This window comes from Pseudomonas putida (assembly GCF_050990305.1).
Taxonomy (GTDB): Bacteria; Pseudomonadota; Gammaproteobacteria; order Pseudomonadales; family Pseudomonadaceae; genus Aquipseudomonas; species Aquipseudomonas putida_AH.
The window spans coordinates 6,126,377-6,151,542 of the sequence record NZ_CP158817.1; the positions used below are offsets into that span (position 1 = coordinate 6,126,377).

Consider the following 25,166-nt stretch of genomic DNA (forward strand, 5'->3'; position numbering starts at 1 on the left):
TCCCATGAACACCGCCGCCGCTTTTGCCGACTTCCGTACTTATCCGTTGATCAGCGCGCTGACAGGCGTGCAGGCGATGGCGGATCGTGTTCTGGTGAAGTGGGCCGATGACCGAGTCAGCCCCTTTCATCATCAATGGTTGCGAGACAACTGTCCGTGCCCGCAATGCGTCTATACGGTGACCCGTGAGCAGGTGCTGGAAATCGTCGACGTTTCGGAAAATCTGATGCCCAGCGAATGCAGCGTCGATGGTCAGGGCTGCCTGAGCGTGCAGTGGCAGGATGGCCACCAAAGCCGCTTCGACCCGGGCTGGCTGCGCGCCCACGCCTACGACGACGAGTCCCGCGCCGAGCGCCAGGCCGGCAAACCCAAGGCCAAGCTTTGGCACCGTGATTTGCAGTTGCCGGTATTCGAATACCAAGCCTTGATGAGCGACAACGATGCCCTGCTGCAATGGCTGCTGGCCGTGCGCGATACCGGCCTGACCCAGGTCCGCGGCGTGCCCACCGAACCCGGCTCGCTGAAGCTGATTGCCCAACGGATTTCCTTCATCCGCGAGAGCAACTTCGGCGTGTTGTTCAACGTGCAATCCAAGGCCGACGCCGACAGCAACGCCTACACCGCTTTCAACTTGCCGCTGCACAGCGATTTGCCGACCCGGGAGTTGCAACCGGGGCTGCAATTCCTGCATTGCCTGGTCAACGACGCCGAGGGCGGCGAGAGTATTTTTGTCGACGGTTTTGCCATCGCCGACGCCCTGCGTCGCGAGGACCCGGAATCATTCAAAAGCCTGTGCGAGATTCCCGTGGAATTTCGCAACAAGGACCGTCACAGCGACTACCGTTGCCTCGCTCCGATCATTGCCCTGGATGCCTTGGGGCAAGTCTCGGAAATCCGCATGGCGAACTTCCTGCGCGGCCCGTTCGATGCGTCGGTGGAGCAAATGCCCAAACTCTATCGCGCCTATCGACGCTTCATCGCCATGACCCGCGAAGACCGCTTTCGCGTGATGCAAAGGCTTAACCCAGGCGAGCTCTGGTGCTTCGACAACCGCCGTACCCTGCATGCACGTAATGCCTTTGATCCGGCGACCGGTGCGCGGCATTTCCAGGGCTGCTACATCGACCGGGATGAGCTGCTGTCGCGCATCCTTGTGCTGCAACGCTAAATCGTTAAAAGATCGCAGCCTGCGGCAGCTCCTACAGGGGAATGATGTACAACTGTAGGAGCTGCCGCAGGCTGCGATCTTTTGCTTTTGACCAGACAAAAAAAGCCCCGATCCAGCCGTGACAGGATCGGGGCAATAGGTACTGTTGAGGAGCTGCCGCGCTAGGGTGACCAAACCTTCGTGAAGCGAGCTGAGTCCAGTGTGCCGACTCCCCTCGCAGCGAAATAGCCCGAAAACGACGCTTTCATAGCCAATGTGGCCATTGCGACAAATCACCCTTGCCGCAGCCCGGCACCCCCACCAGAATCGAGCCACGACCTCCGTTCCCGAAGAAGGATTTGCGTGATGATGTACGCCGATTTGATTGATCAGGAAGACCTGTTGGGCCAGCTCAAGGCATTGGGCTTTCAAGTACCCAATGGCGCCACGGCCGAGCAGGCTTGCGAGTGTGCGGTGCGAGGCTTGAACAACGAGCGGGCGATCGTGCTGCGCACCATGGTCAAGCAGATGTACACCAGCAGCGCGACGATCTTGCCGGCGGTGCGCCAGGCCATCGACAAGCAATTGCTGCCGGCGTTGGCGCAGTACCAGCAGAGCCACGTCACCCGATAAATCCATTCGCGAGCAGGCTCGCTCCCACATTCGACCGCATTCCTCTGTGGGAACTCGGTCAACTGTGGGAGCGAGCCTGCTCGCGATGAAGACAACTCGACTTATAGGCGTACGCTGGCAAACGTCGACTCATTACGCGCCTGGCTCAACGCCGACAACGGCCCGGACAGCGGCGACAGCACCAGGGCTTGCGGCAGCGGCATCATCGCCACTTGCTGCGTGGTGTTGGAACCTACGCGCTCGTCACGCGGTGGAATACCGAAGTATTCGCGGTAGCACTTGGAGAAGTGCGGCGTGGACACGAAGCCACACACCGACGCCACTTCGATGATCGACATCGGCGTTTGCTTGAGCAGTTGCCGCGCACGGATCAGGCGCAGTTTCAGGTAGTAACGCGACGGCGAGCAGTGCAGGTATTTCTGGAACAACCGCTCCAGCTGTCGACGGGACACCGAGACATACACCGCCAGTTCGTCGAGGTCGATCGGCTCTTCGAGGTTGGCCTCCATCAGCGCGACGATTTCCTGCAACTTCGGCTGGTTGGTGCCGAGCATGTGCTTGAGCGGCACGCGCTGGTGATCCTGTTCGTTGCGGATGCGCTCGTAGACGAACATTTCCGAGATCGCGGCGGACAGTTCGCGACCGTGATCGCGGCTGATCAGGTGCAGCATCATGTCCAGTGGCGCGGTGCCGCCGGAACTGGTGAAACGGTTACGGTCGAGGGTAAACAGGCGGGTGCTCATGGCCACGCGCGGGAAGGCTTCCTGCATCGCCGCCAAACATTCCCAGTGCACGCTGCAATCGAAACCGTCCAGCAAGCCGGCGCAGGCCAGAGCCCAACTGCCGGTGCAGACCGCGCCGAGGCGACGGGACTGACGCGCCTGGCTTTGCAGCCATGACACGTGTTCGCGGGTAACAGTGCGCTGGATACCGATGCCGCCGCAGACGATCACGGTATCCATTGGAGGTGCCTTGTGCATCGAGGCGTCGGGGGTGATTTGCAGGCCGTCACTGGCCCAGACTTGACCGCCGTCGACTGTGAGGGTGGTCCAGCGATACAACTCGCGACCGGACAACTGGTTGGCCATACGCAGTGGTTCAACTGCGGAAGCCAGGGAAATCAGCGTGAAATTGTCCAGCAGCAGAAAGCCGATGGATTGAGGCGCACGGTTCTGGGGTTGGGCCCCGGAGTTGAACGACGTCATCGCGGTGTCTCCTCACACAAGCAGGTGATGGCCTCAGGCGGAGGCTCTTGTTATTGCCATCGTTCTCGCATGGGAGACGGGCTTTGTAATGACAGAGCAATTGCCATGCCTAAATTTGAATGTGCGTTCAATAACTCCTAAAAACGACGTCGGAATGTGTCTATATATGACGCGCGGAGAGTGGGGGTTATAAGTGCCATCAATGGCGGCAAGTGCCCTGCCCCGACGCGTGTGAGCAAATCGGTAGCACTTGTGGGAACAGGGCTGCGAACAGCCACAAAAGAGTGTCACCGCAGGCACAGGGCGACCAGTGGTCAGGGGCGTTGCGCAGCCCTGACCTTACGTCAGTGTTTTACCTGTTTGCGACGCGCCAAAAGGTGGCGCGATTTGTTACGGGCGCTCACTTTACGCGCAGTTTTGACTGGTCTGACCCTTTCTGTAGGAGCCGGCTTGCTGGCGATTCAGGCACAGGGGTGCACTGGCACACCGCGGCGTCTGGTTCGCCAGCAAGCCGGCTCCTACAGAGGAATGTGGCGTCTCAACACTCAACCGCGCTTACGGCCAAGCCACCCCGCGATGTCTCCTTATATTTGTCATGCATATCGGCACCGGTATCACGCATGGTGCGGATCACCCGATCCAGCGAGATGAAGTGCTGGCCATCGCCGCGCAGCGCCATCTGCGCCGCGTTGATCGCTTTCACCGCAGCAATCGCGTTGCGCTCGATGCACGGCACCTGAACCAGGCCGCCCACCGGGTCGCAGGTCAGGCCGAGGTTGTGCTCCAGGCCGATCTCCGCCGCGTTGCACAGTTGCTCCGGCGTGGCACCGAGGATCTCCGCCAGCCCTGCTGCGGCCATGGCGCAAGCCGAACCGACTTCGCCCTGGCAACCGACTTCGGCACCGGAAATCGAGGCGTTCTTCTTGCACAGGATCCCGACGGCCGCCGCGCCAAGGAAGTAGTCGACAACGTTGGCGTCGGTGACGTCCTCGCTGAATTTCATAAAGTAGTGCAACACCGCCGGAATGATCCCCGCCGCGCCATTGGTCGGTGCGGTGACCATGCGCCCGCCAGCGGCATTTTCTTCGTTGACCGCCAGCGCATAAAGGTTGACCCACTCCATCGCGCTCAAGGTCGAGCCGATCACATTGGGCTTGTTCAGTTCCTGCAAGCTGCGATGCAACTTGGCCGCGCGGCGTCGCACGTTCAACCCGCCGGGCAAGATGCCTTCGTGCTTGAGGCCGTGCTCGACGCAATCTTGCATGGCGCGCCAGAGCTTCATCAGGCCGCTGCGGATTTCTTCTTCGCTGCGCCAGACCTTTTCGTTGGCCATCATCAATTGCGCCACGCGCAGGTTGTGTTTTTTGCACAGTTCGAGCAGTTCGGCAGCGCTGGAAAAATCGTAGGGCAAAACCGTGCGATCCAAGTCAACGACGCCGCTGGAGGCCTGGGCCTCATCGACGACAAAACCACCGCCGACCGAATAGTAGGTGTCGCGATGCAACTCGCCGTCATCGCCTTCGGCGACCAGGGTCATGGCATTGGGGTGGAACGGCAGGTTTTCATCGATCAGGCGCATGTCCCTTGCCCAGATGAAAGGTACCGACAGGCGACCGTCGAGCAACAGAGTGTCAGTTTCGCGCAGGGTGGCGATACGGATGCCGATTTGCGACGGATCGATCGCATCCGGCCACTCACCCATCAGGCCCATGATCACCGCGTTGTCGCTGCCGTGGCCGATGCCGGTGGCAGACAGGGAACCATAGAGCTGAACTTCGACGCGCCGCACTTGCTCAAGCAGCCCGCGTTCACGCAAATCCTGCACGAACAGCGCCGCCGCCCGCATAGGCCCAACGGTGTGCGAACTGGAAGGGCCGATGCCGATTTTGAACAAGTCGAAAACACTGATAGCCATTACTGCCGAACTCCTGAATGAGCCAACTCCAGGCGCAAAAGCACCCGGTGGCGGAGCTGCTACGCTCAAGCTGCAATCCGCCGAGATGGCCGCATCATCAGGCTTTTGTCATGTCGCTCGACGTCTCATACCGACGCACTCTTGTCCACTAACGCCGTGGGCGTTTTACGCCATGTTTTCGGCATTTTTTTGCGATGCAGAGGGGAAAAAGGGGCTGAAAAAATCTGTAAACGACGTCACTGACACTGGAAGCGACCCTCCCTGTACTGGTTACGACGCGCCCTGTAGGCGTCTGATTTTCACTGGTACATGATCTTATTCGACTCGATTGCAAAGGCGCTGCGGTAGAGCCGTCACAAGAACGCCACCCAACCGCAACCTATAAGTGCGGTAGTCCAAGTCGGAACACTGCCAAAAAAAAACACCAAGGAGTCCATTCATGAAAGGTTCCCCGTCGTTGTTGTTGGCCGCCATGCTTAGCCTGCCGGTTCTGGCTCAAGCCGCCGAACCGGCACAATGCAGTACCGTGAACTTCTCCGATGTCGGCTGGACCGACATCACCGCGACAACCGCGACCACCAGCGTCGTGCTCGATGCCCTCGGCTACAAGACCAAGACCACCATGATTTCCGTGCCCGTGACCTACAAGTCCCTGGCTGACGGCAAGAACATGGACGTGTTCCTCGGCAACTGGATGCCGACCATGGAAAACGACATCAAGGCGTATCGCGATGCCGGTACCGTGGACATCGTGCGCACCAACCTCAAGGGCGCCAAGTACACCCTCGCCGTGCCTCAAGCCCTGTACGACAAGGGCCTGCATGACTTCGCCGACATCGCCAAATTCAAGAAAGAACTTGACGGCAAGATCTACGGGATCGAGCCGGGCAACGACGGCAACCGCTTGATCCAGTCCATGATCGACAAGAACGCCTTCGGCCTTAAGGACGCCGGCTTCAAGGTGGTCGAGTCCAGCGAAGCGGGCATGCTGTCCCAGGTCGACCGCGCCCAGAAACGCGACACCGCCGTGGTCTTCCTCGGCTGGGCGCCACACCCGATGAACAAGCGCTTCAAGATCCAATACCTGACCGGTGGTGACGATTTCTTTGGCCCGGATTTCGGCGCCGCCACCGTGGCGACCAACACCCGCAAGGGCTACGCCGAGGAATGCAGCAACGTGGGCCAGCTGTTGAAAAACCTGGAGTTCACTGTCGACATGGAAAGCGAACTCATGGGCAACATCCTGGACGACAAGATGAAGCCTGACGCGGCCGCCAAGGCCTGGCTGAAAAAGAATCCACAGGTGCTCGATACCTGGCTCGCTGGCGTGACCACCATTGACGGTAAACCTGGCCTGGAGGCCGTGAAAGCCAAGCTGAATAAGCCTTGAATTAAAGAGCATCGTTTATGCCGGACGGCCTAGGCCGTCCGGGCTGTTTATTTCCTTGCATGCGGACGTTCACTACCATGCTGATTGATCAGAAAATACCTTTAGGCCAGCACATCGCGAGCTTTGTTGAATGGTTGACGCAACACGGCGCCAGCACCTTCGATGCCATTGCCGTGACGCTGGAAACGATGATTCACGGCGTGACGTTTGCGCTGACCTGGTTCAACCCGCTGGCACTGATCGGCCTCATCGCCCTCCTGGCCCACTTCATCCAGCGTAAATGGGGGCTGACCGCCTTCGTGATCGCCTCCTTTCTGCTGATCCTCAACCTGGGGTACTGGCAGGAAACCATGGAGACCCTCGCCCAGGTGATGTTCGCGACCCTGGTCTGCGTGGTCATCGGCGTGCCGCTAGGCATCGTCGCGGCGCACAAGCCGATGTTCTACACTTTAATGCGTCCGGTACTCGATCTGATGCAGACCGTACCGACCTTCGTTTACCTCATTCCTACCCTGACCCTCTTCGGGCTGGGTGTGGTGCCAGGCCTGATCTCCACAGTGGTGTTCGCCATTGCCGCGCCGATCCGCCTGACCTACCTGGGCATCCGCGATGTGCCCGCTGAATTGATGGACGCCGGCAAAGCCTTCGGCTGCTCGCGTCGCCAACTGCTCACAAGGATCGAACTGCCCCACGCCATGCCGAGCATCGCGGCCGGCATCACCCAGTGCATCATGCTGTCGCTGTCGATGGTGGTGATCGCGGCACTGGTGGGTGCCGACGGACTGGGCAAACCGGTGGTCAACGCACTGAACACTGCTGATATCGCCCTGGGCTTCGAAGCGGGCCTGGCGATCGTACTGCTGGCGATCATGCTCGACCGTATCTGCAAACAACCCGACGCCAAAGTAGGGGGTGACGCATGAGCATTATTCGCTTCGAAGACGTCGACGTAATCTTCACCAAAGATCCACGCGAAGCACTCAAGCTGCTGGATCAAGGTTTGACCCGCAGCGAGATTCTGAAAAAGACCGGGCAGATCGTTGGCGTCGAAAAGGCCAGTCTGGATATCGAAAAAGGTGAAATCTGCGTGCTGATGGGCCTGTCAGGTTCCGGCAAGTCCAGCCTGCTGCGCTGCATCAACGGCCTCAACACTGTCAGCCGTGGCAAGCTGTTCGTGGAGCACGAAGGCAAGCAGATCAACATTGCCTCCTGCACTGCTGCGGAACTGAAAATGATGCGCACCAAGCGCATTGCGATGGTGTTCCAGAAGTTCGCCCTGATGCCTTGGCTGACCGTGCGCGAAAACATCAGTTTTGGCCTGGAAATGCAGGGCCGGCCGGAGAAGGAACGCAAGAAACTGGTCGACGACAAGCTCGAACTGGTGGGCCTGACCCAATGGCGCAACAAGAAACCCGATGAGCTTTCCGGCGGTATGCAACAACGTGTGGGCCTGGCCCGTGCGTTGGCGATGGACGCCGACATCCTGTTGATGGACGAACCGTTCTCGGCACTCGATCCGCTGATCCGCCAGGGTCTGCAAGACGAACTGCTGGAGCTGCAACGCAAGCTGAGCAAGACCATCGTGTTCGTGAGCCACGACCTTGATGAAGCTCTGAAGCTCGGCAGCCGTATCGCGATCATGAAAGACGGCCGGATCATCCAGTACAGCAAGCCTGAAGACATCGTTCTCAACCCGGCGGACGACTACGTGCGGACCTTCGTGGCCCACACCAACCCGCTGAACGTGCTGTGCGGTCGCAGCCTGATGCGCACCCTGGACAACTGCAAGCGCATCAATGGTTCGGTGTGCCTGGATCCGGGCGGAGATTCGTGGCTCGACCTGGCCGAAGGCAACACCATCAAGGGCGCACGCCAGAACGGCTCGACCCTGGACCTGCAGAACTGGGTACCGGGCCAGGCCGTTGAAGGCCTGGGTCGCAAGCCAACCCTGGTGGACTCGAACATCGGTATGCGCGACGCGCTGCAGATTCGCTACCAGACCGGCAACAAACTGGTACTGCAGGACAACAACCGTGTGGTGGGGATTCTGGGCGACAGCGAGCTGTACCACGCGCTGCTCGGCAAGAATCTGGGGTAAGGCAACAGACACAAAAACGCCGCGAGAGGATCGCGGCGTTTTTGTTTGTCCAGTTTTTTGGAAGCGACCCTTACGCTTGTAGGAGCCGGCTTGCTGGCGATAGCTGTGTGTCAGTTACACCGCTATCGCCAGCAAGCCGGCTCCTACAAAGGCATCGGTGAGTCTCATCAATTCGTAACGCTGACCGCCACCAGAGATCGCAGCGTTTCTGTTTGTCCAGATGATTGGAAGCGACCCTTACGCCTGTAGGAGCCGGCTTGCTGGCGATAGCTGTGTGTCAGTTACACCGCTATCGCCAGCAAGCCGGCTCCTACAAGGGCATCGGGGAATCCCTCAATTCGCAACGCTGGCCGCCACCAGAGATCGCGGCGTTTCTGTTTGTCCAGATGATTGGAAGCGACCCTACGCCTGTAGGAGCCGGCTGGCTGGCGATAGCGGTGTGTCAGTTACACCGCTATCGCCAGCAAGCCGGCTCCTACAAAGGCATCGGTGAGTCTCATCAATTCGTAACGCTGGCCGCCACCAGAGATCGCGGCGTTTCTGTTTGTCCAGATGATTGGAAGCGACCCTTACGCCTGTAGGAGCCGGCTTGCTGGCGATAGCGGTGTGTCAGCGACACCGCTATCGCCAGCAAGCCGGCTCCTACAAGGGCATCGGTGAGTCTCATCAATTCGTAACGCTGGCCGCCACCAGAGATCGCGGCGTTTTTGTTTGTCCAGATTATTGGAAGCAACCCTACGCCTGTAGGAGCCGGCTTGCTGGCGATAGCGGTGTGTCAAGCCGGCTCCTACAAAGGCATCGGTTAGTCGAATCAATTCGTAATGCTGGCCGTCGCTTTGTGGCTACGCACTGGCGATTGTTCCGGTTGCAGGTCCAGCTCGGTCAGTAGCTCAGTGAAACCACGACGACTACGCGCTGCCAGCTCCGCCTGTTCCTGCTCGATCTGCACGTCCTGGCGCATGGCCTTGTGCAAGCCGAACATGAAGAACACCAGCACCACCGAGAACGGCAGGCCGGCCAGCACCACCATGGTTTGCATGGCTTCGAAGTTGCCGGCGAATAGCAGACCGATGGTCACCAGAGTGATCACCACCGACCAGAAGATCCGCAGCCAGTGCGGCGCGTCTTCGTCGACGTTGCCGCCCTTGCACGACAGGTTGGCCATCATCACTGCGCCGGAATCCGCCGGCGTCAGGAACAACACAAAGCCCACGAAAATCGACACGCCGATCACCACCTTCGACGCCGGGTAATGCTCAAGCAACTGGTAGATCGCCATGGACGGCTGTTCCAGCGCCGTCTTACCGAGTTCCACCGCCCCGTGGTTCATCACCAGGTCCAGCGCCGAGTTACCGAAGATCGACAGCCACGCCAGGGTAAAACCCAGGGGAATCAGCAGCACGCCGGCGACCATTTCACGCACCGTGCGACCACGGGAAATACGCGCGACGAACATGCCCACAAATGGCGCCCAGGAAATCCACCAGGCCCAGTAGAACAGAGTCCACAGGCCCAGCCAGCGGTCGGACTTCTCGCTGTCGCCTTCGTATACGTAGAGATCGAAGGTCTTGAGCACCACGCCGTTGAGGTAGTCGCCGATGTTCTGCACGAAACCGTTGAGCAGGTGCAGGGTCGGGCCGAACAGCAGCACGAAAATCAGCAACCCGCTGAACAACACGATGTTGAGGTTGGACAGTCGACGGATGCCGTTTTCCACACCCGACACGGCGGCGATGGTCGCCACGGTGCTCATCACGATGATCACGATCAGCAAGTTAGTGTTGCTGTGTTCCATGCCGAACAGGTTTTCCAGGCCCGACGACACTTGCAGCGAACCGATCCCCAGGTTGGTCACCAACCCCAGCAGGGTCACGAACATGCCGAAGCCGTCCACCGCATGACCGGCCGCGCCCTTGACCCAACGCTCACCCGCCAACGGGTACAGCGCCGAGCGCAGCGCCAGTGGCTGGTTATGACGGTAGGCAAAGTACGCCACGGCCAAACCCACCAGCGCATAGATCGCCCAGCCATGCAGGCCCCAGTGCAGGAAGGTCAGCTGAACCGCCTGACGTGCTGCCAGGTTGCTGGCCGATACGCCTTCCGGTGGATTGAAGTAGTGATCCAGCGGCTCGGAAGCACCAAAGTACAGCAGCGAAATGCCGATACCCGAGGAGAACAGCATTCCCGCCCAGGCGCCGTAGCTGAAGTCCGGGGTGTCATCCTTGCTGCCCAGTTTCAGTTTGCCGTAGGACGAAAACGCCAGGCCGACGACGAAAATCAGGTAGGCGGCGATCACCACCATGTAGTACCAGCCGAAGCTGCGGGACAACCAGGCCTGAGCCGTTCCCAGCATTCTGCCGGCCTCTTGCGGGGCGATGATCAGAATGGCGGTCAACAACAAAATCAACGCGGTCGTGGTGTAGAACACCCAACCGTTGACCGTCACCTTTTGCGGTGGGGTCTTTATTAGCGAGGCAGAACTCATGGCACAGATGCTCCGGGCAGTGCGAGAGAAGAACGCAAGGCAATGGGTACCCGACCAATCGGTTAGTGGGCGGCCGACCGGTGGGTGATATAAAGACAGCCCGAAAAAAGCTCGAAACCTTGGGACGCCGTGGCGTACAGGTTTCGAGCCGTTTCGGATGTCGGTTTGCCGCCATTTACACGTAGGAAAATTCGGTAAGCAGCGACGATTTGTCGCAGATCTTATTCTTTGTTGATTGAACGTTCAATCAAAACAAAATAGACTGGCCCACAAGCCGGTAGCCGTTTGACGTCTGCCGCAAGGCCTAAGGAGATGTGCAAGATGCCCAAGGTCGGTATGCAACCCATCCGTCGCCAGCAATTGATCGAAGCCACTTTGCAGGCGGTCGATCAGGTCGGAATGGGGGACGCCAGCATTGCGCTGATCGCCCGTTTGGCCGGTGTCTCGAATGGCATCATCAGTCATTACTTTCAGGACAAGAACGGCCTGATCGCCGCCACCATGGGGCACCTGATGACGGTCCTGAGCGAGAACGTCACCGCGCGCCGACAGGCGCTGAAAGATGACGGCCCAAGGGCGCATCTGCAGGTGATCATCGAAGGCAACTTCGACGCCAGCCAGGTCAATGGCCCGGCAATGAAAACCTGGCTGGCCTTCTGGGCCACCAGCATGCATCACCCGTCTTTGCACAGGTTGCAGCGGATCAACGATCACCGTCTGTATTCCAACCTGTGCTGCCAGTTCCGCCGCGTATTGCCGCTCGAAGATGCGCGCAGTGCAGCCCGTGGCCTGGCAGCCCTCATTGACGGTTTGTGGTTGCGCGGTGCGCTGTCGGGAGACGCTTTCGACACCGAGCAGGCACAGCGGATCGCTTACGAATACATGGATCTACAACTGGCCAAGCAGGTGAGTTAGAGCACACAGAACGCTCAACCCCTGAACCGAGCCAATCACCAATGCACTTGCGAGGACACTATGGCCCGTTTCGAACTGCAAAAACTCTACATCGATGGCGCATACACCGACGCTGGCAGCGACGCCACCTTCGAAGCCATCAACCCGGCTAACGGTGAAGTCCTCGCAAAAGTACAACGTGCCACGAAGGAAGACGTCGAACGCGCCGTGGTCAGCGCCGAAAAAGGCCAGAAAATCTGGGCAGCCATGACCGCCATGGAGCGTTCGCGCATCCTGCGTCGTGCCGTGGAAATCCTGCGTGAGCGCAACGACGAACTGGCTGCTCTGGAAACCCTGGACACCGGCAAGGCCTACTCCGAAACCCGTTACGTCGACATCGTCACCGGCGCCGACGTGCTGGAATACTACGCCGGCCTGGTGCCCGCTATTGAAGGCGAGCAGATCCCGCTGCGCACCACTTCGTTCGTCTACACCCGTCGCGAGCCGCTGGGCGTCGTGGCCGGTATCGGCGCGTGGAACTACCCGATCCAGATCGCCCTGTGGAAATCTGCGCCAGCCCTGGCGGCCGGTAACGCGATGATCTTCAAGCCGAGCGAAGTCACCTCGCTGACCACCCTGAAACTGGCCGAGATCTACACCGAAGCCGGCGTGCCAAACGGCGTGTTCAACGTCCTGACCGGCAGCGGCCGCGAAGTCGGCACCTGGCTGACCGAGCACCCGCGCATCGAGAAAGTCTCGTTCACCGGCGGCACCGACACCGGTAAGAAAGTCATGGCCAGCGCGTCGAGCTCTTCGCTCAAAGACGTGACCATGGAACTGGGCGGCAAATCCCCGCTGATCATCTGCGACGACGCCGACCTCGACCGCGCCGCCGACACCGCGATGATGGCCAACTTCTACAGCTCCGGTCAGGTCTGCACCAACGGCACTCGCGTGTTCGTACCGGCGCACATGAAGGCCGCGCTGGAAGCCAAGATCGCCGAGCGCGTTGCTCGCATCCGCATCGGCAACCCGGAAGACGAGAACACCAACTTCGGCCCGCTGGTCAGCTTCGCCCACATGGAAAGCGTGCTGGGCTACATCGCCAAAGGCAAAGAAGAAGGTGCCCGCGTGCTGTGCGGCGGCGAGCGTCTGACCGACGGCGCATTCGCCAAGGGCGCGTACGTTGCACCGACCGTGTTCACCGATTGCACCGACGACATGACCATCGTGCGTGAAGAAATCTTCGGCCCGGTCATGGCGATCCTCAGCTACGAAACCGAAGAAGAAGTGATCCGCCGCGCCAACGACACCAACTTCGGCCTGGCCGCCGGTGTGGTCACCAAAGACCTGAACCGCGCCCACCGCATCATTCATCAACTCGAAGCCGGTATCTGCTGGATCAACGCCTGGGGCGAGTCCGACGCCAAGATGCCGGTCGGTGGCTACAAGCAGTCGGGTGTGGGTCGTGAGAACGGCATCAGCTCGCTGAACAACTTCACCCGCATCAAATCGGTACAGGTCGAGCTGGGCGATTACGTCTCGGTGTTCTAAGGCAGCATTTTTTTCGCCTGAGAGACCGCTATCGCCAGCAAGCCGGCTCCTACAAAGTCGCATCGTGCGTAAATCCATGGTGCACCCCCTCCCTGTAGGAGCCGGCTTGCTGGCGATCGAGTGCGCAGCACTCGCCTCACCTGACCAACTTCAAAGAGGGTGCATTCAATGTCCCAAGAATTCGATTACATCATCATCGGTGCCGGCTCGGCCGGTAACACCCTGGCGACCCGTCTGACCGAAGACGCCGGCGTCACCGTTCTGCTGCTCGAAGCCGGCGGCCCGGACTACCGCATGGACTTCCGCACGCAGATGCCGGCCGCCCTGGCGTTCCCGCTGCAAGGCCGTCGCTACAACTGGGCCTACGAGACCGATCCGGAGCCGTACATGGACGGTCGTCGCATGGAATGCGGTCGCGGCAAGGGCCTGGGCGGTTCCTCACTGATCAACGGCATGTGCTACATCCGTGGCAACGCCATGGACTACGACGGTTGGGCAAAACTGCCGGGGCTGGAAGACTGGACCTACCTCGACTGCCTGCCGTATTTCCGCAAGGCCGAAACCCGTGACATCGGCCCGAACGACTACCACGGCGGTGAAGGCCCGGTCAGCGTGACCACGCCCAAGGCCGGCAACAACCCACTGTTCCACGCCATGGTCGAAGCCGGCGTGCAGGCCGGTTACCCGCGCACCGAAGATTTGAACGGCTACCAACAGGAAGGCTTCGGCCCGATGGACCGCACCGTGACGCCGAAAGGTCGTCGTGCCTCCACCGCTCGCGGTTATCTGGACGTCGCCAAGAAGCGCTCGACCCTGACCATCGTCACCCACGCCCTGACCGACAAGATCCTGTTCGAAGGCAAGCGTGCAGTCGGCGTGCGTTACCTGGTCGGCGCCGCTGAAGAACGCGTTGAAGTGAAGGCGCGCAAAGAAGTACTGGTCTGCTCCGGCGCCATCGCTTCCCCGCAGATCCTCCAACGTTCCGGTGTCGGCCCGGCAAAACTGCTGCAAAGCCTCGACATTCCGGTGGTCCACGACCTGCCGGGCGTCGGTGAAAACCTGCAGGACCACCTGGAGTTGTACCTGCAATACGCTTGCACCCAGCCGGTCTCGCTGTACCCGTCGTTGCTCTGGCACAACCAGCCAGCCATCGGTGCCGAATGGCTGTTCAACGGCACCGGCATCGGCGCCAGCAACCAGTTCGAAGCCGGCGGCTTTATCCGCACCCGTCCGGAATTCGAATGGCCGAACATCCAGTACCACTTCCTGCCGGTGGCGATTAACTACAACGGCAGCAACGGTGTGCAAGAGCACGGCTTCCAGGCGCACATGGGCTCCATGCGCTCGCCGAGTCGTGGTCGCATCCAGGTCAAATCCAAGGACCCGCGCCAGCACCCGAGCATCTTGTTCAACTACATGGCCACCGAGCAGGACTGGCAGGAATTCCGCGACGGCATCCGCCTGACCCGGGAAATCATGCAGCAACCGGCACTGGACGCCTTCCGTGGCCGCGAGATCAGCCCGGGCATCGACGTGCAAACCGATGAACAACTGGACAAGTTCATCCGCGAACACGCCGAAACCGCGTTCCACCCATCCTGCTCGTGCAAGATGGGCACCGATGACATGGCCGTGGTCGATGGCCAGGGTCGAGTGCATGGCATGCAAGGCCTGCGCGTGGTCGATGCCTCGATCATGCCGATCATCACCACCGGCAACCTGAACGCGCCAACGATCATGATGGCCGAGAAAATCGCCGACAAGATCCGTGGTCGCCAGCCGCTGCCGCGCAGCAAGGCCGCCTACTATGTGGCTGGCGATGCGCCGGTCAAGGGCAAGGCTGTGCGGGAAGTGCCGCAGACCGCGTAAGGCTTTACACCGCGTTACGGCTATTCGCGAGCAGGCTCGCTCCCACAAGGGATCTTCAGTGGACACAGACTTTGTGAACACCGGAAATCAAATGTGGGAGCGAGCCTGCTCGCGATGAGGCCCTTACAAACAACACACCTCTACCGCTCCAAACTTGATCCTCCCCCCTCGCAGGCCTACTCTAGCGCCACGCAATCGTTTCACCCTCCCCCGCAGCCTCGATGCTCCACACCAAGGAGGTCCCCCGAATGTTCGATTTCCACCCCCAGCTCAAGCAGCGCTTTGCTGCCTTGCGCACGGGCGCTGAATTCTTTTCTGTACGCTATGTCCGCGAGTCCGGCCAGTATCTGTCAGTGCGCAAGAACGTCGCCGAGCCGCCAAGCCTGCGCCGTGACGAAGGCGCGATGTTGACTGTACGGGTCAACGGCGTCGAAGCCTATGCCGCCACCAACGACCTGTCGCAACAGGGCCTGCAAGCTGCCCTCGAGCGCGCCGAACAGCAGGCACGTCGGCTCAAGCCCTACGCACTGCTGGACCTGCGTGACCAGACCGTCTCCAGCGACCGCGCCGATTACTTTTCGCCCAATCTCGACCAACCGTTTCCGTCCCTGAGCGATTGCTACCAGTTGCTCGGCGCCGAGTCCGCCGCCGTGCCCAAGGACGAACGCCTGGTGAACTGGCAGGTAAGCATCGGCATCACAAACGTCGAGCAGATCTACCTCAACAACGCGGGCGCCGAACTGCGCCAGGCTCAGCGCTTCGTCTACCCGGGCCTGGACGTCACTGCTTACGACGGCAACGACAGCCAGACCCGCAGCCTGGGCCGCGAGAACTTCGGCCAGCAGGGTGGCGCCGATGTCATCAGCCGTTGCGGCCTGGTCGGTGCCGGCCCGGCTGTCGCCGATCAGGCCCTGCAATTGCTGCTGGCGCCGAACACGCCGCAAGGTCCCCGCGACCTGCTGCTGATGCCCGACCAGATGATGCTGCAGATCCACGAGTCCATCGGCCACCCGCTGGAGCTGGATCGCATCCTGGGCGATGAGCGCAATTACGCCGGCACCAGCTTCGTTAAAGCCGAAGATTTCGGTCACCTGCAATACGGCTCGAAGCTGCTCAACGTGACCTTCGATCCGGACATTCCCGAGCAGCTTGCCAGCTACGGCCATGACGACGACGGCACCGCCGCCAGCAAACAATTCCTCATTCGCGAAGGCCTGTTGCTTCGGCCACTGGGCGGTGCGCTGTCGCAATTTCGCGCGGGCCTGGATGGCGTCGCCAACAGCCGTGCCTGCGGCTGGAACCGTCCGCCAATCGATCGCATGGCCAACCTGAATATCGAGCCGGGCGATCAGCCGCTGGAACAACTGATCGGCAACATCGAACACGGCATCCTCATGAGCACCAACCGCTCCTGGTCTATCGATGACGCGCGCAACAAATTCCAGTTCGGTTGCGAATGGGGCCAGTTGATCGAAAACGGTGAACTCAAGGGCGTGGTGAAGAACCCGAATTATCGGGCGATTTCCGCGCAGTTCTGGAAAAGCCTCAGCGCGGTGGGCGATGCCAACACCTTCAAGGTGCTCGGCACCCCGAACTGCGGCAAGGGCGAACCGAACCAGGTGATCCGCGTTGGCCATGCGTCGCCAGCCTGTGTGTTCAGCAACGTAGAAGTATTTGGGGGAGACGCCTGATGAGCAGCTCGAAAAGTCAGGCCGAGTCGTTCAAGGCCTTGGTCACCGCCTTGCGTGAGGCCTTGCGCGACCCGGAACAGTTCACCCTCAGCTACGCCGCCGAGTCGTCGGCGTTCGTGCGCTTGAACCACGCCAAGGTGCGCCAGGCCGGGCAGGTGCAACAAGCGAGCATCGGCCTGAAACTGATCAATGATGGCCGCCACGCCGATCTCGACATCACTCTGTCCGGCGACCCGCAGGAGGACCAACAGCGCCTGGCCGAAGGCCTGCAACAATTGCGCGAAACCCTGCCGCTGCTGCCGCAGGATCCCTACCTGCTGCTCAATTACAACGGCTGGCAAAGCCAGAACGTGCAGGAACATCCACTGCCGGACACCGAGCAAGTGGTCGCCGAAATCACCCGCGCCGCCGAAGGCCTCGATCTGGTCGGGTTCTACGCAGCCGGCCCGATCAGCCGGGGCTTCGCCAGCTCCGCCGGCGCCTTCGGCTGGCATCAGGCCAATAGCTTCAATTTCGACTTCAGCCTGTTCCACGAAAACGGCCAGGCCGTTAAGGCCAGCTACGCCGGTCACGACTGGAGCAGCGAGGGTTTTGCCAAGCGCTTCCAGCAGGCCCGCGAGCAGCTTGAACTCCTGGGGCGGCCTTTGCGCACCCTGGCACCGGGTCAGTACCGTGCCTACCTGGCGCCGGCGGCATTGGAAGAAATCATGGGCATGCTGTGCTGGGGCGGTTTCTCGGCGCAAGCGATTGCCAGCAAAAACAGCCCGCTGCAAAAGCTTTATGGCGGCGATCAATCGTTCAGCCCGCTGGTCTCGCTGGATGAACAGGTCACAGGGTCGCTGAGCCCGGCGTTTTCCGATGAAGGTTATCCGCGCAGCGATCTCAAGTTGATTGTCGAGGGCAAGGCCGCTGAGCAACTGGTCGGCTCACGCAGCGCCGCCGAATACGGTTTGACCGCCAACGGCGCCAGCGGCGGAGAATCGCCCGGCGCCCTGAACCTGCAAGCTGGCGCACTGCCGGAAGCAGACGTCCTCAAGCAACTGGGCACCGGCCTGTACATCAGCAACCTGTGGTACCTGAACTTCTCCGATCAACCGGCAGCACGCCTGACCGGCATGACCCGGTTTGCGACGTTCTGGGTCGAGAACGGCGAGATCCAGGCACCGGTCAGCACCATGCGCTTCGATGACAGCGCCTTCAGCCTGCTCGGTTCGCAGCTGGAAGCACTGACCCAGGAGCGTGAGTTGCTGTTGTCAGCCAGCACCTATAGTCAGCGGGCGACGGCTTCGGCGCTTTTGCCGGGGGCACTGATCAACCGGTTGACCTTGACCTTGTAAAAGCTTCGCGGGCAAGCCTCGCTCCTACGGATTTGGCGTGATTTCTGTAGGAGCGAGGCTTGCCCGCGATGAAGCCACCACGGACGCCCTGATTCACACTGACAAGAGGTCCCATGCCCAATCGCCCGCCTCTCGACGCTGTCACCGCCCGCTGGGTGCCGTGGGTCGTCGCCATCGCATTCTTCATGCAGTCCCTCGACGGGACCATCCTCAACACCGCCTTGCCGGCCATGGCCGCGGACCTGGCGGAAGATCCGCTGCGCATGCAGGGCGTGATCATTGCCTACATGCTCACGGTGGCCTTGCTGATTCCGGCCTCGGGCTGGATCGCTGATCGCTTTGGCACCAAGAAAATCTTCTTCAGCGCCATCCTGCTATTCAGCTTCGGCTCACTGCTCTGCGCCATGTCCAACAGCCTGACCCTGCTGATCGGCGCCCGGGTCGTTCAGGGTCTGGGTGGGGCGTTGATGCTGCCGGTGGGGCGACTGGTGGTGCTGCGCGCCTATCCCCGCTCTGAGCTGGTGCGGATCATGGGCTTCATCACCATTCCCGGATTGCTCGGCCCTTTGATCGGCCCGACCATGGGCGGCTGGATGGTGCAGTACCTGACCTGGCACTGGATCTTTCTGATCAATCTGCCGGTGGGGGTCGTCGGTTGCTACGCCGTATGGAAATTCATTCCCGACCTGCGCGGCTCGGAACGTACCAAGTTCGACGGGCTGGGCTTCGTGCTGTTCGGTGCGGCGATGATTTTGATCACCATCGCCATGGAAGGCTTGGGCGAGCTGCACCTGCCGCACCTGCGGGTGATGCTGTTGCTGTTCGGCGGCATGGCCTGCCTGGCGGCTTACTGGTTGCGCGCGGGGCACATCGACAACCCGTTGTTCGCCCCGTCGCTGTTCAAGACCCGGACCTTCGCCGTGGGCATTCTTGGCAACCTGTTCGCCCGGCTCGGCAGCGGCGCCCTGCCATTCCTTGTGCCGTTGCTACTACAGGTGGCCCTGGGTTATTCGCCGTCACAAGCCGGGATGAGCATGCTGCCGCTGGCGGCTGCGGCGATGATCGCCAAGTGGGTGGCGCGACCGCTGATCGAGCGTCTGGGCTACCGCATCGTGTTGACCGGCAACACCCTGGCGCTGGGCATCATGCTGGCGGCCATGGGCCTGGTCAGCGAACAGACGCCCTATTGGCTACTGCTGTGCCTGTTGGCGGTGCTCGGTGCGATCAACTCCCTGCAGTTCACCGCGATGAACACCGTGACCCTGATCGACCTCGACGACGCCAGCGCCAGCAGTGGCAACAGCTTGCTGTCGGTGGTGGCGCAATTGTCATTGAGCCTTGGCGTGGCCTGTGCTGGTGCGTTGCTGGGCGGCTTTACCGCCGAAATTGGCAATGACGGCGTGGACACGGTTTTGGGGGCGTTCCAACTGACCTTTGTGACCGTCGGGATCATGGCGATGCTCGCCGCGACCATCTTTTCCCAGCTTTCAAAGGAAGACGGACGGCGCGTCAGAAGCCCGGAACAACACATCGAACATTGAACCGAGCACCCTGTAGGAGCAAAGCTTGCTCGCGATGAACGATAACGCGAGTTTCCTGGCTAACCGTGTCGTGGCCATCGCGAGCAAGCTTTGCTCCTACAACAGCCCAGCGGGAGCAAGCTCCCTCGCCACAGGTTTTGCGTTCGTCCAGAACTTTCGAGGTTAATGGCCAGAGGCTGGTACACTGCGCGACATTTTGTTTTGCAGGCCAGTCCCGTGACCACCATCGCCACCGAATTTAATACTCTGCCGCTGTCCGCCGCCATGCTGGCTAACCTCGATTCTCTCGGTTATACCCAGATGACGCCGATTCAGGCGCAGAGCTTGCCGGTGATCCTCAAGGGGATGGACCTGATCGCCCAGGCCAAGACCGGCAGCGGCAAGACCGCCGCCTTCGGCATCGGCCTGTTGAACCCGATCAACCCGCGCTACTTCGGCTGCCAGGCGCTGATCCTGTGCCCGACCCGCGAGCTGGCCGACCAGGTGGCCAAGGAAATCCGCCGCCTGGCCCGTGCCGAGGACAACATCAAGGTCCTGACCCTGTGCGGCGGCGTGTCCCTCGGTCCACAGATCGCTTCGCTGGAACACGGCGCGCACATCATCGTCGGCACGCCGGGCCGTATCCAGCAGCACCTGCGCAAGGGCTCGCTGGTCCTGCATGGCCTGAACACGCTGATCCTCGACGAAGCCGACCGCATGTTGGACATGGGTTTCTACGACTCCATCGAAGAAATCATCATGCAGGCCCCGGAGCGTCGCCAGACCCTGCTGTTCTCCGCCACTTACCCGGTGGGCATCAAGCAACTGGCCGCGAAGTTTATGCGCAACCCGCAGCAGGTCAAGGCTGAGGCGTTCCACGACGACTCGCAGATCGAGCAGCGTTTCTACGAGATTTCCCCGGAAGAGCGTATGAGCGCCGTGACCAAGGTCCTCGGCCACTTCCGCCCGGCCTCCTGTGTGGCGTTCTGCTTCACCAAGCAGCAGGTCCAGGAAACCGTCGACCACCTGACTGCCAAGGGCATTTCCGCCGTCGGCCTGCACGGCGACCTGGAACAGCGTGACCGCGATCAGGTGCTGGCGATGTTCGCCAACCGTAGCACCTCCGTGCTGGTCGCCACCGATGTCGCCGCGCGCGGCCTGGACATCGATTCCCTGGACATGGTGATCAACGTCGAGCTGGCCCGGGATTCGGAAATCCACATCCACCGCGTCGGCCGTACCGGTCGCGCCGGTGAGAAAGGTCTGGCGATCAGCCTGGTCGCGCCGTCCGAAGCGCAACGCGCGCAAGCCATCGAAGAGTTGCAAAAGACCCCGCTGACCTGGGATCAGGTCGATAACCTCAAGTCCCTGGGCGGTGGTCCGCTGCTGCCGCAGATGAGCACCCTGTGCATCGCGGCTGGCCGCAAGGACAAGGTTCGTCCGGGCGACATTCTTGGCGCACTGACCGGCGAAGCCGGCATCCCCGGTGCCCAGGTCGGCAAGATCGCGATCTTCGACTTCCAGGCCTACGTGGCGGTGGAACGCGGCGTCGCCAAACAGGCCTTGCAGCGCCTGAACGACGGCAAGATCAAGGGCCGTTCGTTGCGCGTGCGTATCCTCTGATACACCGTAGGAGCCGGCTTGCTGGCGATGCAAACGACGCGGTGCTACTCATGGACCGCGTCATCGTTCATCGCCAGCAAGCCGGCTCCTACAGATTTTGCGTCGGTTGAACATTTTTTGAGGACACCGTTTTGCGCTCTACCGAAGTCGTGATCATTGGCGCTGGCGCCGCAGGGTTGATGTGTGCACTGACCGCCGCCGGGCGCGGGCGCAAGGTGCTATTGCTCGACCATGCCAACAAGGCTGGCAAGAAAATCCTGATGTCGGGCGGTGGCCGCTGCAATTTCACCAACATGTACACAGAGCCGGGCAATTTCCTCTCGCAGAATGCGCATTTCTGCAAATCTGCCTTGGCGCGCTATACCCAGTGGGATTTCATCGGCATGGTGGCCAAACACGGCGTGCCTTACCACGAGAAAAAACTCGGCCAGTTGTTCTGCGATAACAAATCCAGCGACATCCTCGAAATGCTGCTCGAGGAGTGCGATCAGGTCGGCGTGAGCCCGCACCTGGACACCTCGATCCAGACCATCGAGAAGCTCGAAGAAGGTTATTTGCTGGACACCACCCTGGGGCAGATCACCTGCGAATCCCTGGTGATCGCCACCGGCGGTTTGTCGATTCCGACCCTGGGCGCCACCGGATTCGGTTACCAAGTGGCCAAACAGTTCGGCCACGAACTGCTGCCAACCCGCGCGGGCCTTGTGCCATTCACCATCACCGATCAGCTCAAGGCGTTGTGCACCGAGCTGTCGGGTACCTCGGTGGATTGCCTGGTGAGCTGCCACGACCAGAGTTTCCGCGAGAACATCCTGTTCACCCACCGAGGCCTGAGCGGGCCGGCGATCTTGCAGATTTCTTCATTCTGGGAATCCGGCGATACCGTCGAGATCAACCTGATGCCGGACCACGACGTGCCGACCTGGCTGCAACAGCAACAGGCCGAACGCCCCAACAGCGAACTGAAGACCCTGCTTGGCGAGATCTTCACCAAGAAGATGGCCAACCTGCTGGCGGACAACTGGTTCGTGTCAAAACCGATGAAGCAGTACACCCACGCGGAAATTGCCGATATCGCCGAAAAACTGGCGAGCTGGAAAGTCGTGCCGGCCGGCACCGAAGGCTACCGCACCGCCGAGGTTACCCTGGGTGGCGTGAACACCAACGAAGTCTCGTCCAAAACCATGGAATCGCTGAAAAGCCCCGGCCTTTATTTCATTGGCGAAGTGCTGGACGTCACAGGGCACCTGGGCGGCTTCAACTTCCAGTGGGCCTGGGCTTCGGGTTACGCGGCGGCGCAGTACGTCTGATACACACACCACCTGTGGGAGCCGGCTTGCTGGCGATGCAGACACCATGGTCTTTCAGGCAGACCGTGTGATCGTTCATCGCCAGCAAGCCGGCTCCTACAAGTGCAGGGAAGGAACAGATTTTGCTGTCAGATGTGATCGCCGCCATTGCGTCGGCGTCATTACTGGCTCAATTTAGCGGCATCGCCTCGGAAGGCCTTCGCACTTCATGTCATCGACCTCGTTTAGTCAGTCTTTGCGTCGCCTTTGGGCGCTGGATAAATTCAGCTACAGCGTGCGGGTGTTCATTGCCCTGACCGGCACCATGGCGTTGTGTTGGTATCAGGATGAAATGGGGCTGCTGATCCCGTTGTTCCTGGGAATTATCGCCAGCGCCCTGGCCGAGACCGACGACAGCTGGCAAGGCCGCCTCAATGCGTTGGCGGTGACACTTGTCTGCTTCATGGTCGCCGCGCTGTCGGTCGAACTGCTGTTCCCCTACCCCATCGTCTTCATCATTGCCTTCGCCCTGGCAGCCTTCTGCCTGACCATGCTCGGCGCCTTGGGCGAACGCTATGGTGCGATTGCCTCGGCGACGCTGATTCTGTCGGTGTACACCATGATCGGCGTGGACCAACGCGGCGGCGCGGTCACCGATTTCTGGCACGAACCGGTGCTGCTGGTGGCCGGTGCGGCCTGGTACGGCTTGCTCTCGGTGTTGTGGCAGGCGCTGTTTTCCAACCAGCCGGTGCAGCAAAGCCTGGCGCGGTTGTTCCGGGAGTTGGGTTATTACCTGAAGCTCAAGTCGTCGCTGTTCGAACCGATCCGGCAGATGGACGTGGAAGCGCGGCGACTGGAACTGGCCAGACAGAACGGTCGCGTGGTCGCGGCCCTGAACGCCGCCAAGGAAATCATCCTGCACCGGGTGGGCAATGGTCGCCCGGGGTCGAAAGTCAGCCGCTACCTGAAGCTGTACTTCCTCGCCCAGGACATCCACGAACGCGCCAGTTCCTCACACTACCCTTACAACGCCCTGGCCGAGGCGTTCTTTCACAGCGACGTGCTGTTCCGTTGCCAGCGCCTGTTGCGCCAGCAAGGCAAGGCCTGCCGGGCACTGGCCGAATCGATCCAGATGCGCCAGCCCTTCACCTATGACGCCAGCTTCGCCGAAGCCTTGAACGACCTGCACGCTTCCCTCGAACACCTGCGCATCCAGAGCAATCCGGCCTGGCGCGGCTTGCTGCGCTCATTGCGCGCATTGGCGGCGAACCTTGGCACCCTTGATCACTTGCTCAGCGACGCCAGCAACCCCGATGCCCTGGCCGACGCCACCGACAGCAGCCTGCTCGACCGTTCGCCACGAAATTTAAAAGACGTCTGGGCGCGCCTGCGCACGCAGTTGACGCCAACCTCGCTGCTGTTCCGTCATGCCCTGCGCTTGCCCCTGGCCTTGAGCATTGGCTACGCGATGGTGCATTTGATTCACCCGTCCCAGGGCTACTGGATCATCCTCACGACGCTGTTTGTCTGCCAGCCGAACTATGGTGCCACTCGGCGCAAGCTCGGCCAGCGGATCATCGGCACCGCCATCGGCCTGACCCTGGCCTGGGCGCTGTTCGATCTGTTCCCCAATCCGCTGATCCAGTCGTGCTTCGCCATCGCTGCCGGCGTGGTGTTCTTCATCAACCGCACCAGCCGCTACACCCTGGCAACCGCGGCGATCACCTTGATGGTGCTGTTCTGCTTCAATCAGGTGGGCGACGGTTACGGTCTGTTTGTGCCACGGCTGTTCGATACCCTGCTCGGCAGCCTGATCGCGGGTCTGGCCGTATTCCTGTTCCTGCCGGACTGGCAGGGCCGACGCTTGAACAAAGTGCTGGCCAATACCCTGACCTGCAACAGCATTTACTTGCGCCAGATCATGCAGCAGTACGCAGCCGGCAAGAGCGACGACCTGACCTATCGCTTGGCCCGACGCAACGCGCACAACGCCGATGCGGCGCTGTCGACCACCCTGGCCAACATGCTGATGGAGCCGGGACATTTCCGTAAGGAAGCGGACGTGGGCTTCCGCTTTTTGGTCCTGTCGCACACGCTGCTCAGTTATTTGTCAGGCCTGGGTGCACACAGGGAAATAGAGTTGCCCGCGGATGTGCGTGAGCAATTGATCGAGGGGGCTGGGGTGAAACTCGCCGCCAGCATCGACGAAATCGCCCTGGGACTGGCGAGCAAATCGGCCATTGCCATTCAAAGCGACGAAGAAGAAGCGCTGGCCAACGAACTTGAACAAATGCCCGACGAGATCGATGAAGGCCAGCGGTTGGTGCAGACGCAGCTGGCATTGATCTGCCGGCAGTTGGGGCCGTTGCGGACATTGGCGGCGCATTTGATCAAGGACACGAGCGAAGAGGTGTAGCGCCTGTTCGGCCTCATCGCTGGCAAGCCTCGCTCCTACAGGTTTTATTGTTGTGCATGGTTTCGCGAACGACACGAAACCCGTAGGAGCGAGGCTCGCC

The 25,166-nt window shown here is 60.8% G+C and carries 18 protein-coding genes; 15 read left to right on the forward strand and 3 right to left on the reverse strand.

Features of this window, described 5'->3' with window-relative positions; genetic code table 11:
• Window positions 1-4: 4 nt before the first annotated feature.
• Together ABTV22_RS27875 and ABTV22_RS27880 are read left to right on the forward strand one after the other, a co-directional pair.
• Window positions 5-1,168 (forward strand): gamma-butyrobetaine dioxygenase, encoded by a 1,164-nt coding sequence (locus ABTV22_RS27875; RefSeq protein WP_433737533.1) that lies wholly within the window; start codon window positions 5-7, stop codon window positions 1,166-1,168.
• 345 nt (window positions 1,169-1,513) lie between these two features.
• Entirely contained in the window at window positions 1,514-1,780 is a 267-nt protein-coding gene (locus ABTV22_RS27880; RefSeq protein WP_433737534.1) for a hypothetical protein, read from the forward strand.
• A gap of 101 nt (window positions 1,781-1,881) precedes the next feature.
• On the opposite strand, the gene ABTV22_RS27885 is transcribed toward ABTV22_RS27880, so the two are convergent.
• Together ABTV22_RS27885 and ABTV22_RS27890 are read right to left on the reverse strand one after the other, a co-directional pair.
• Window positions 1,882-2,985 (reverse strand): GlxA family transcriptional regulator, encoded by a 1,104-nt coding sequence (locus tag ABTV22_RS27885; protein ID WP_110965267.1) that lies wholly within the window; start codon window positions 2,983-2,985, stop codon window positions 1,882-1,884.
• A gap of 538 nt (window positions 2,986-3,523) precedes the next feature.
• The gene (locus ABTV22_RS27890; RefSeq protein ID WP_433737536.1) at window positions 3,524-4,900 is read right to left on the reverse strand and encodes an L-serine ammonia-lyase; all 1,377 of its coding nucleotides are present in this window, start codon (window positions 4,898-4,900) and stop codon (window positions 3,524-3,526) included.
• A 439-nt stretch (window positions 4,901-5,339) separates the two neighbouring features.
• Here ABTV22_RS27890 and ABTV22_RS27895 point away from each other — a divergent pair, with 439 nt between their 5' ends.
• The 4 genes from ABTV22_RS27895 to ABTV22_RS27910 all read left to right on the forward strand — a co-directional run bounded on the left by ABTV22_RS27895 (window position 5,340) and on the right by ABTV22_RS27910 (window position 8,969).
• On the forward strand, window positions 5,340-6,290 hold the full coding sequence (locus tag ABTV22_RS27895; protein WP_433737537.1) for a choline ABC transporter substrate-binding protein: 951 nt from the start codon (window positions 5,340-5,342) through the stop codon (window positions 6,288-6,290).
• Between the two features lie 77 nt (window positions 6,291-6,367).
• On the forward strand, window positions 6,368-7,213 hold the full coding sequence (gene choW, locus ABTV22_RS27900) for a choline ABC transporter permease subunit (RefSeq protein WP_433737538.1): 846 nt from the start codon (window positions 6,368-6,370) through the stop codon (window positions 7,211-7,213).
• Window positions 7,210-8,388 (forward strand): choline ABC transporter ATP-binding protein, encoded by a 1,179-nt coding sequence (gene choV, locus ABTV22_RS27905; RefSeq protein WP_433737540.1) that lies wholly within the window; start codon window positions 7,210-7,212, stop codon window positions 8,386-8,388. Before choW ends, choV begins: the two co-directional genes overlap by 4 nt.
• Before the next feature lie 257 nt (window positions 8,389-8,645).
• Window positions 8,646-8,969 (forward strand): hypothetical protein, encoded by a 324-nt coding sequence (locus tag ABTV22_RS27910; RefSeq protein ID WP_433737542.1) that lies wholly within the window; start codon window positions 8,646-8,648, stop codon window positions 8,967-8,969.
• Window positions 8,970-9,199: 230 nt separating this feature from the next.
• On the opposite strand, the gene ABTV22_RS27915 is transcribed toward ABTV22_RS27910, so the two are convergent.
• Complete coding sequence (locus ABTV22_RS27915) at window positions 9,200-10,816, reverse strand: BCCT family transporter (RefSeq protein ID WP_433741524.1); 1,617 nt, start codon at window positions 10,814-10,816, stop codon at window positions 9,200-9,202.
• Between the two features lie 378 nt (window positions 10,817-11,194).
• Here ABTV22_RS27915 and betI point away from each other — a divergent pair, with 378 nt between their 5' ends.
• From betI to yccS, 9 genes are all read left to right on the forward strand, one after another.
• A complete protein-coding gene (betI, locus tag ABTV22_RS27920; RefSeq protein WP_433737543.1) occupies window positions 11,195-11,788 on the forward strand; it encodes a transcriptional regulator BetI in 594 nt (197 codons plus the stop codon).
• 60 nt (window positions 11,789-11,848) lie between these two features.
• Entirely contained in the window at window positions 11,849-13,321 is a 1,473-nt protein-coding gene (gene betB, locus ABTV22_RS27925) for a betaine-aldehyde dehydrogenase (protein ID WP_433737544.1), read from the forward strand.
• A 168-nt stretch (window positions 13,322-13,489) separates the two neighbouring features.
• Complete coding sequence (gene betA / locus ABTV22_RS27930) at window positions 13,490-15,190, forward strand: choline dehydrogenase (RefSeq protein WP_433737545.1); 1,701 nt, start codon at window positions 13,490-13,492, stop codon at window positions 15,188-15,190.
• A 248-nt stretch (window positions 15,191-15,438) separates the two neighbouring features.
• Window positions 15,439-16,881 (forward strand): TldD/PmbA family protein, encoded by a 1,443-nt coding sequence (locus ABTV22_RS27935; RefSeq protein WP_433737546.1) that lies wholly within the window; start codon window positions 15,439-15,441, stop codon window positions 16,879-16,881.
• Window positions 16,881-18,218 (forward strand): TldD/PmbA family protein, encoded by a 1,338-nt coding sequence (locus ABTV22_RS27940; protein WP_433737547.1) that lies wholly within the window; start codon window positions 16,881-16,883, stop codon window positions 18,216-18,218. The genes ABTV22_RS27935 and ABTV22_RS27940 overlap by 1 nt, the downstream gene beginning before the upstream one ends.
• A gap of 113 nt (window positions 18,219-18,331) precedes the next feature.
• Window positions 18,332-19,759: a multidrug transporter subunit MdtD gene (gene mdtD, locus ABTV22_RS27945; protein ID WP_433737548.1), complete on the forward strand. Its 1,428-nt coding sequence runs from the start codon at window positions 18,332-18,334 to the stop codon at window positions 19,757-19,759.
• Window positions 19,760-20,023: 264 nt separating this feature from the next.
• A complete protein-coding gene (gene dbpA / locus ABTV22_RS27950; RefSeq protein WP_433741525.1) occupies window positions 20,024-21,361 on the forward strand; it encodes an ATP-dependent RNA helicase DbpA in 1,338 nt (445 codons plus the stop codon).
• A gap of 131 nt (window positions 21,362-21,492) precedes the next feature.
• Window positions 21,493-22,671: an NAD(P)/FAD-dependent oxidoreductase gene (locus ABTV22_RS27955; RefSeq protein WP_433737549.1), complete on the forward strand. Its 1,179-nt coding sequence runs from the start codon at window positions 21,493-21,495 to the stop codon at window positions 22,669-22,671.
• Window positions 22,672-22,879: 208 nt separating this feature from the next.
• Window positions 22,880-25,066 carry a YccS family putative transporter gene (yccS, locus tag ABTV22_RS27960; RefSeq protein ID WP_433737550.1) on the forward strand — a complete coding sequence of 729 codons (2,187 nt, stop codon included), beginning with the start codon at window positions 22,880-22,882 and terminating at the stop codon, window positions 25,064-25,066.
• Window positions 25,067-25,166: the final 100 nt, after the last annotated feature.

Coding starts and splice junctions, on each gene's coding strand:
- ABTV22_RS27875 (WP_433737533.1), top strand. CDS start 5: ATGAACACCGCCGCCGCTTTTGCCGACTTCCGTACTTATCCGTTGATC.
- betI (WP_433737543.1), top strand. CDS start 11,195: ATGCCCAAGGTCGGTATGCAACCCATCCGTCGCCAGCAATTGATCGAA.
- ABTV22_RS27880 (WP_433737534.1), top strand. CDS start 1,514: ATGATGTACGCCGATTTGATTGATCAGGAAGACCTGTTGGGCCAGCTC.
- ABTV22_RS27885 (WP_110965267.1), bottom strand. CDS start 2,985: ATGACGTCGTTCAACTCCGGGGCCCAACCCCAGAACCGTGCGCCTCAA.
- yccS (WP_433737550.1), top strand. CDS start 22,880: ATGTCATCGACCTCGTTTAGTCAGTCTTTGCGTCGCCTTTGGGCGCTG.
- ABTV22_RS27895 (WP_433737537.1), top strand. CDS start 5,340: ATGAAAGGTTCCCCGTCGTTGTTGTTGGCCGCCATGCTTAGCCTGCCG.
- betA (WP_433737545.1), top strand. CDS start 13,490: ATGTCCCAAGAATTCGATTACATCATCATCGGTGCCGGCTCGGCCGGT.
- mdtD (WP_433737548.1), top strand. CDS start 18,332: ATGCCCAATCGCCCGCCTCTCGACGCTGTCACCGCCCGCTGGGTGCCG.
- ABTV22_RS27935 (WP_433737546.1), top strand. CDS start 15,439: ATGTTCGATTTCCACCCCCAGCTCAAGCAGCGCTTTGCTGCCTTGCGC.
- betB (WP_433737544.1), top strand. CDS start 11,849: ATGGCCCGTTTCGAACTGCAAAAACTCTACATCGATGGCGCATACACC.
- choV (WP_433737540.1), top strand. CDS start 7,210: ATGAGCATTATTCGCTTCGAAGACGTCGACGTAATCTTCACCAAAGAT.
- ABTV22_RS27890 (WP_433737536.1), bottom strand. CDS start 4,900: ATGGCTATCAGTGTTTTCGACTTGTTCAAAATCGGCATCGGCCCTTCC.
- dbpA (WP_433741525.1), top strand. CDS start 20,024: ATGCTGGCTAACCTCGATTCTCTCGGTTATACCCAGATGACGCCGATT.
- choW (WP_433737538.1), top strand. CDS start 6,368: ATGCTGATTGATCAGAAAATACCTTTAGGCCAGCACATCGCGAGCTTT.
- ABTV22_RS27940 (WP_433737547.1), top strand. CDS start 16,881: ATGAGCAGCTCGAAAAGTCAGGCCGAGTCGTTCAAGGCCTTGGTCACC.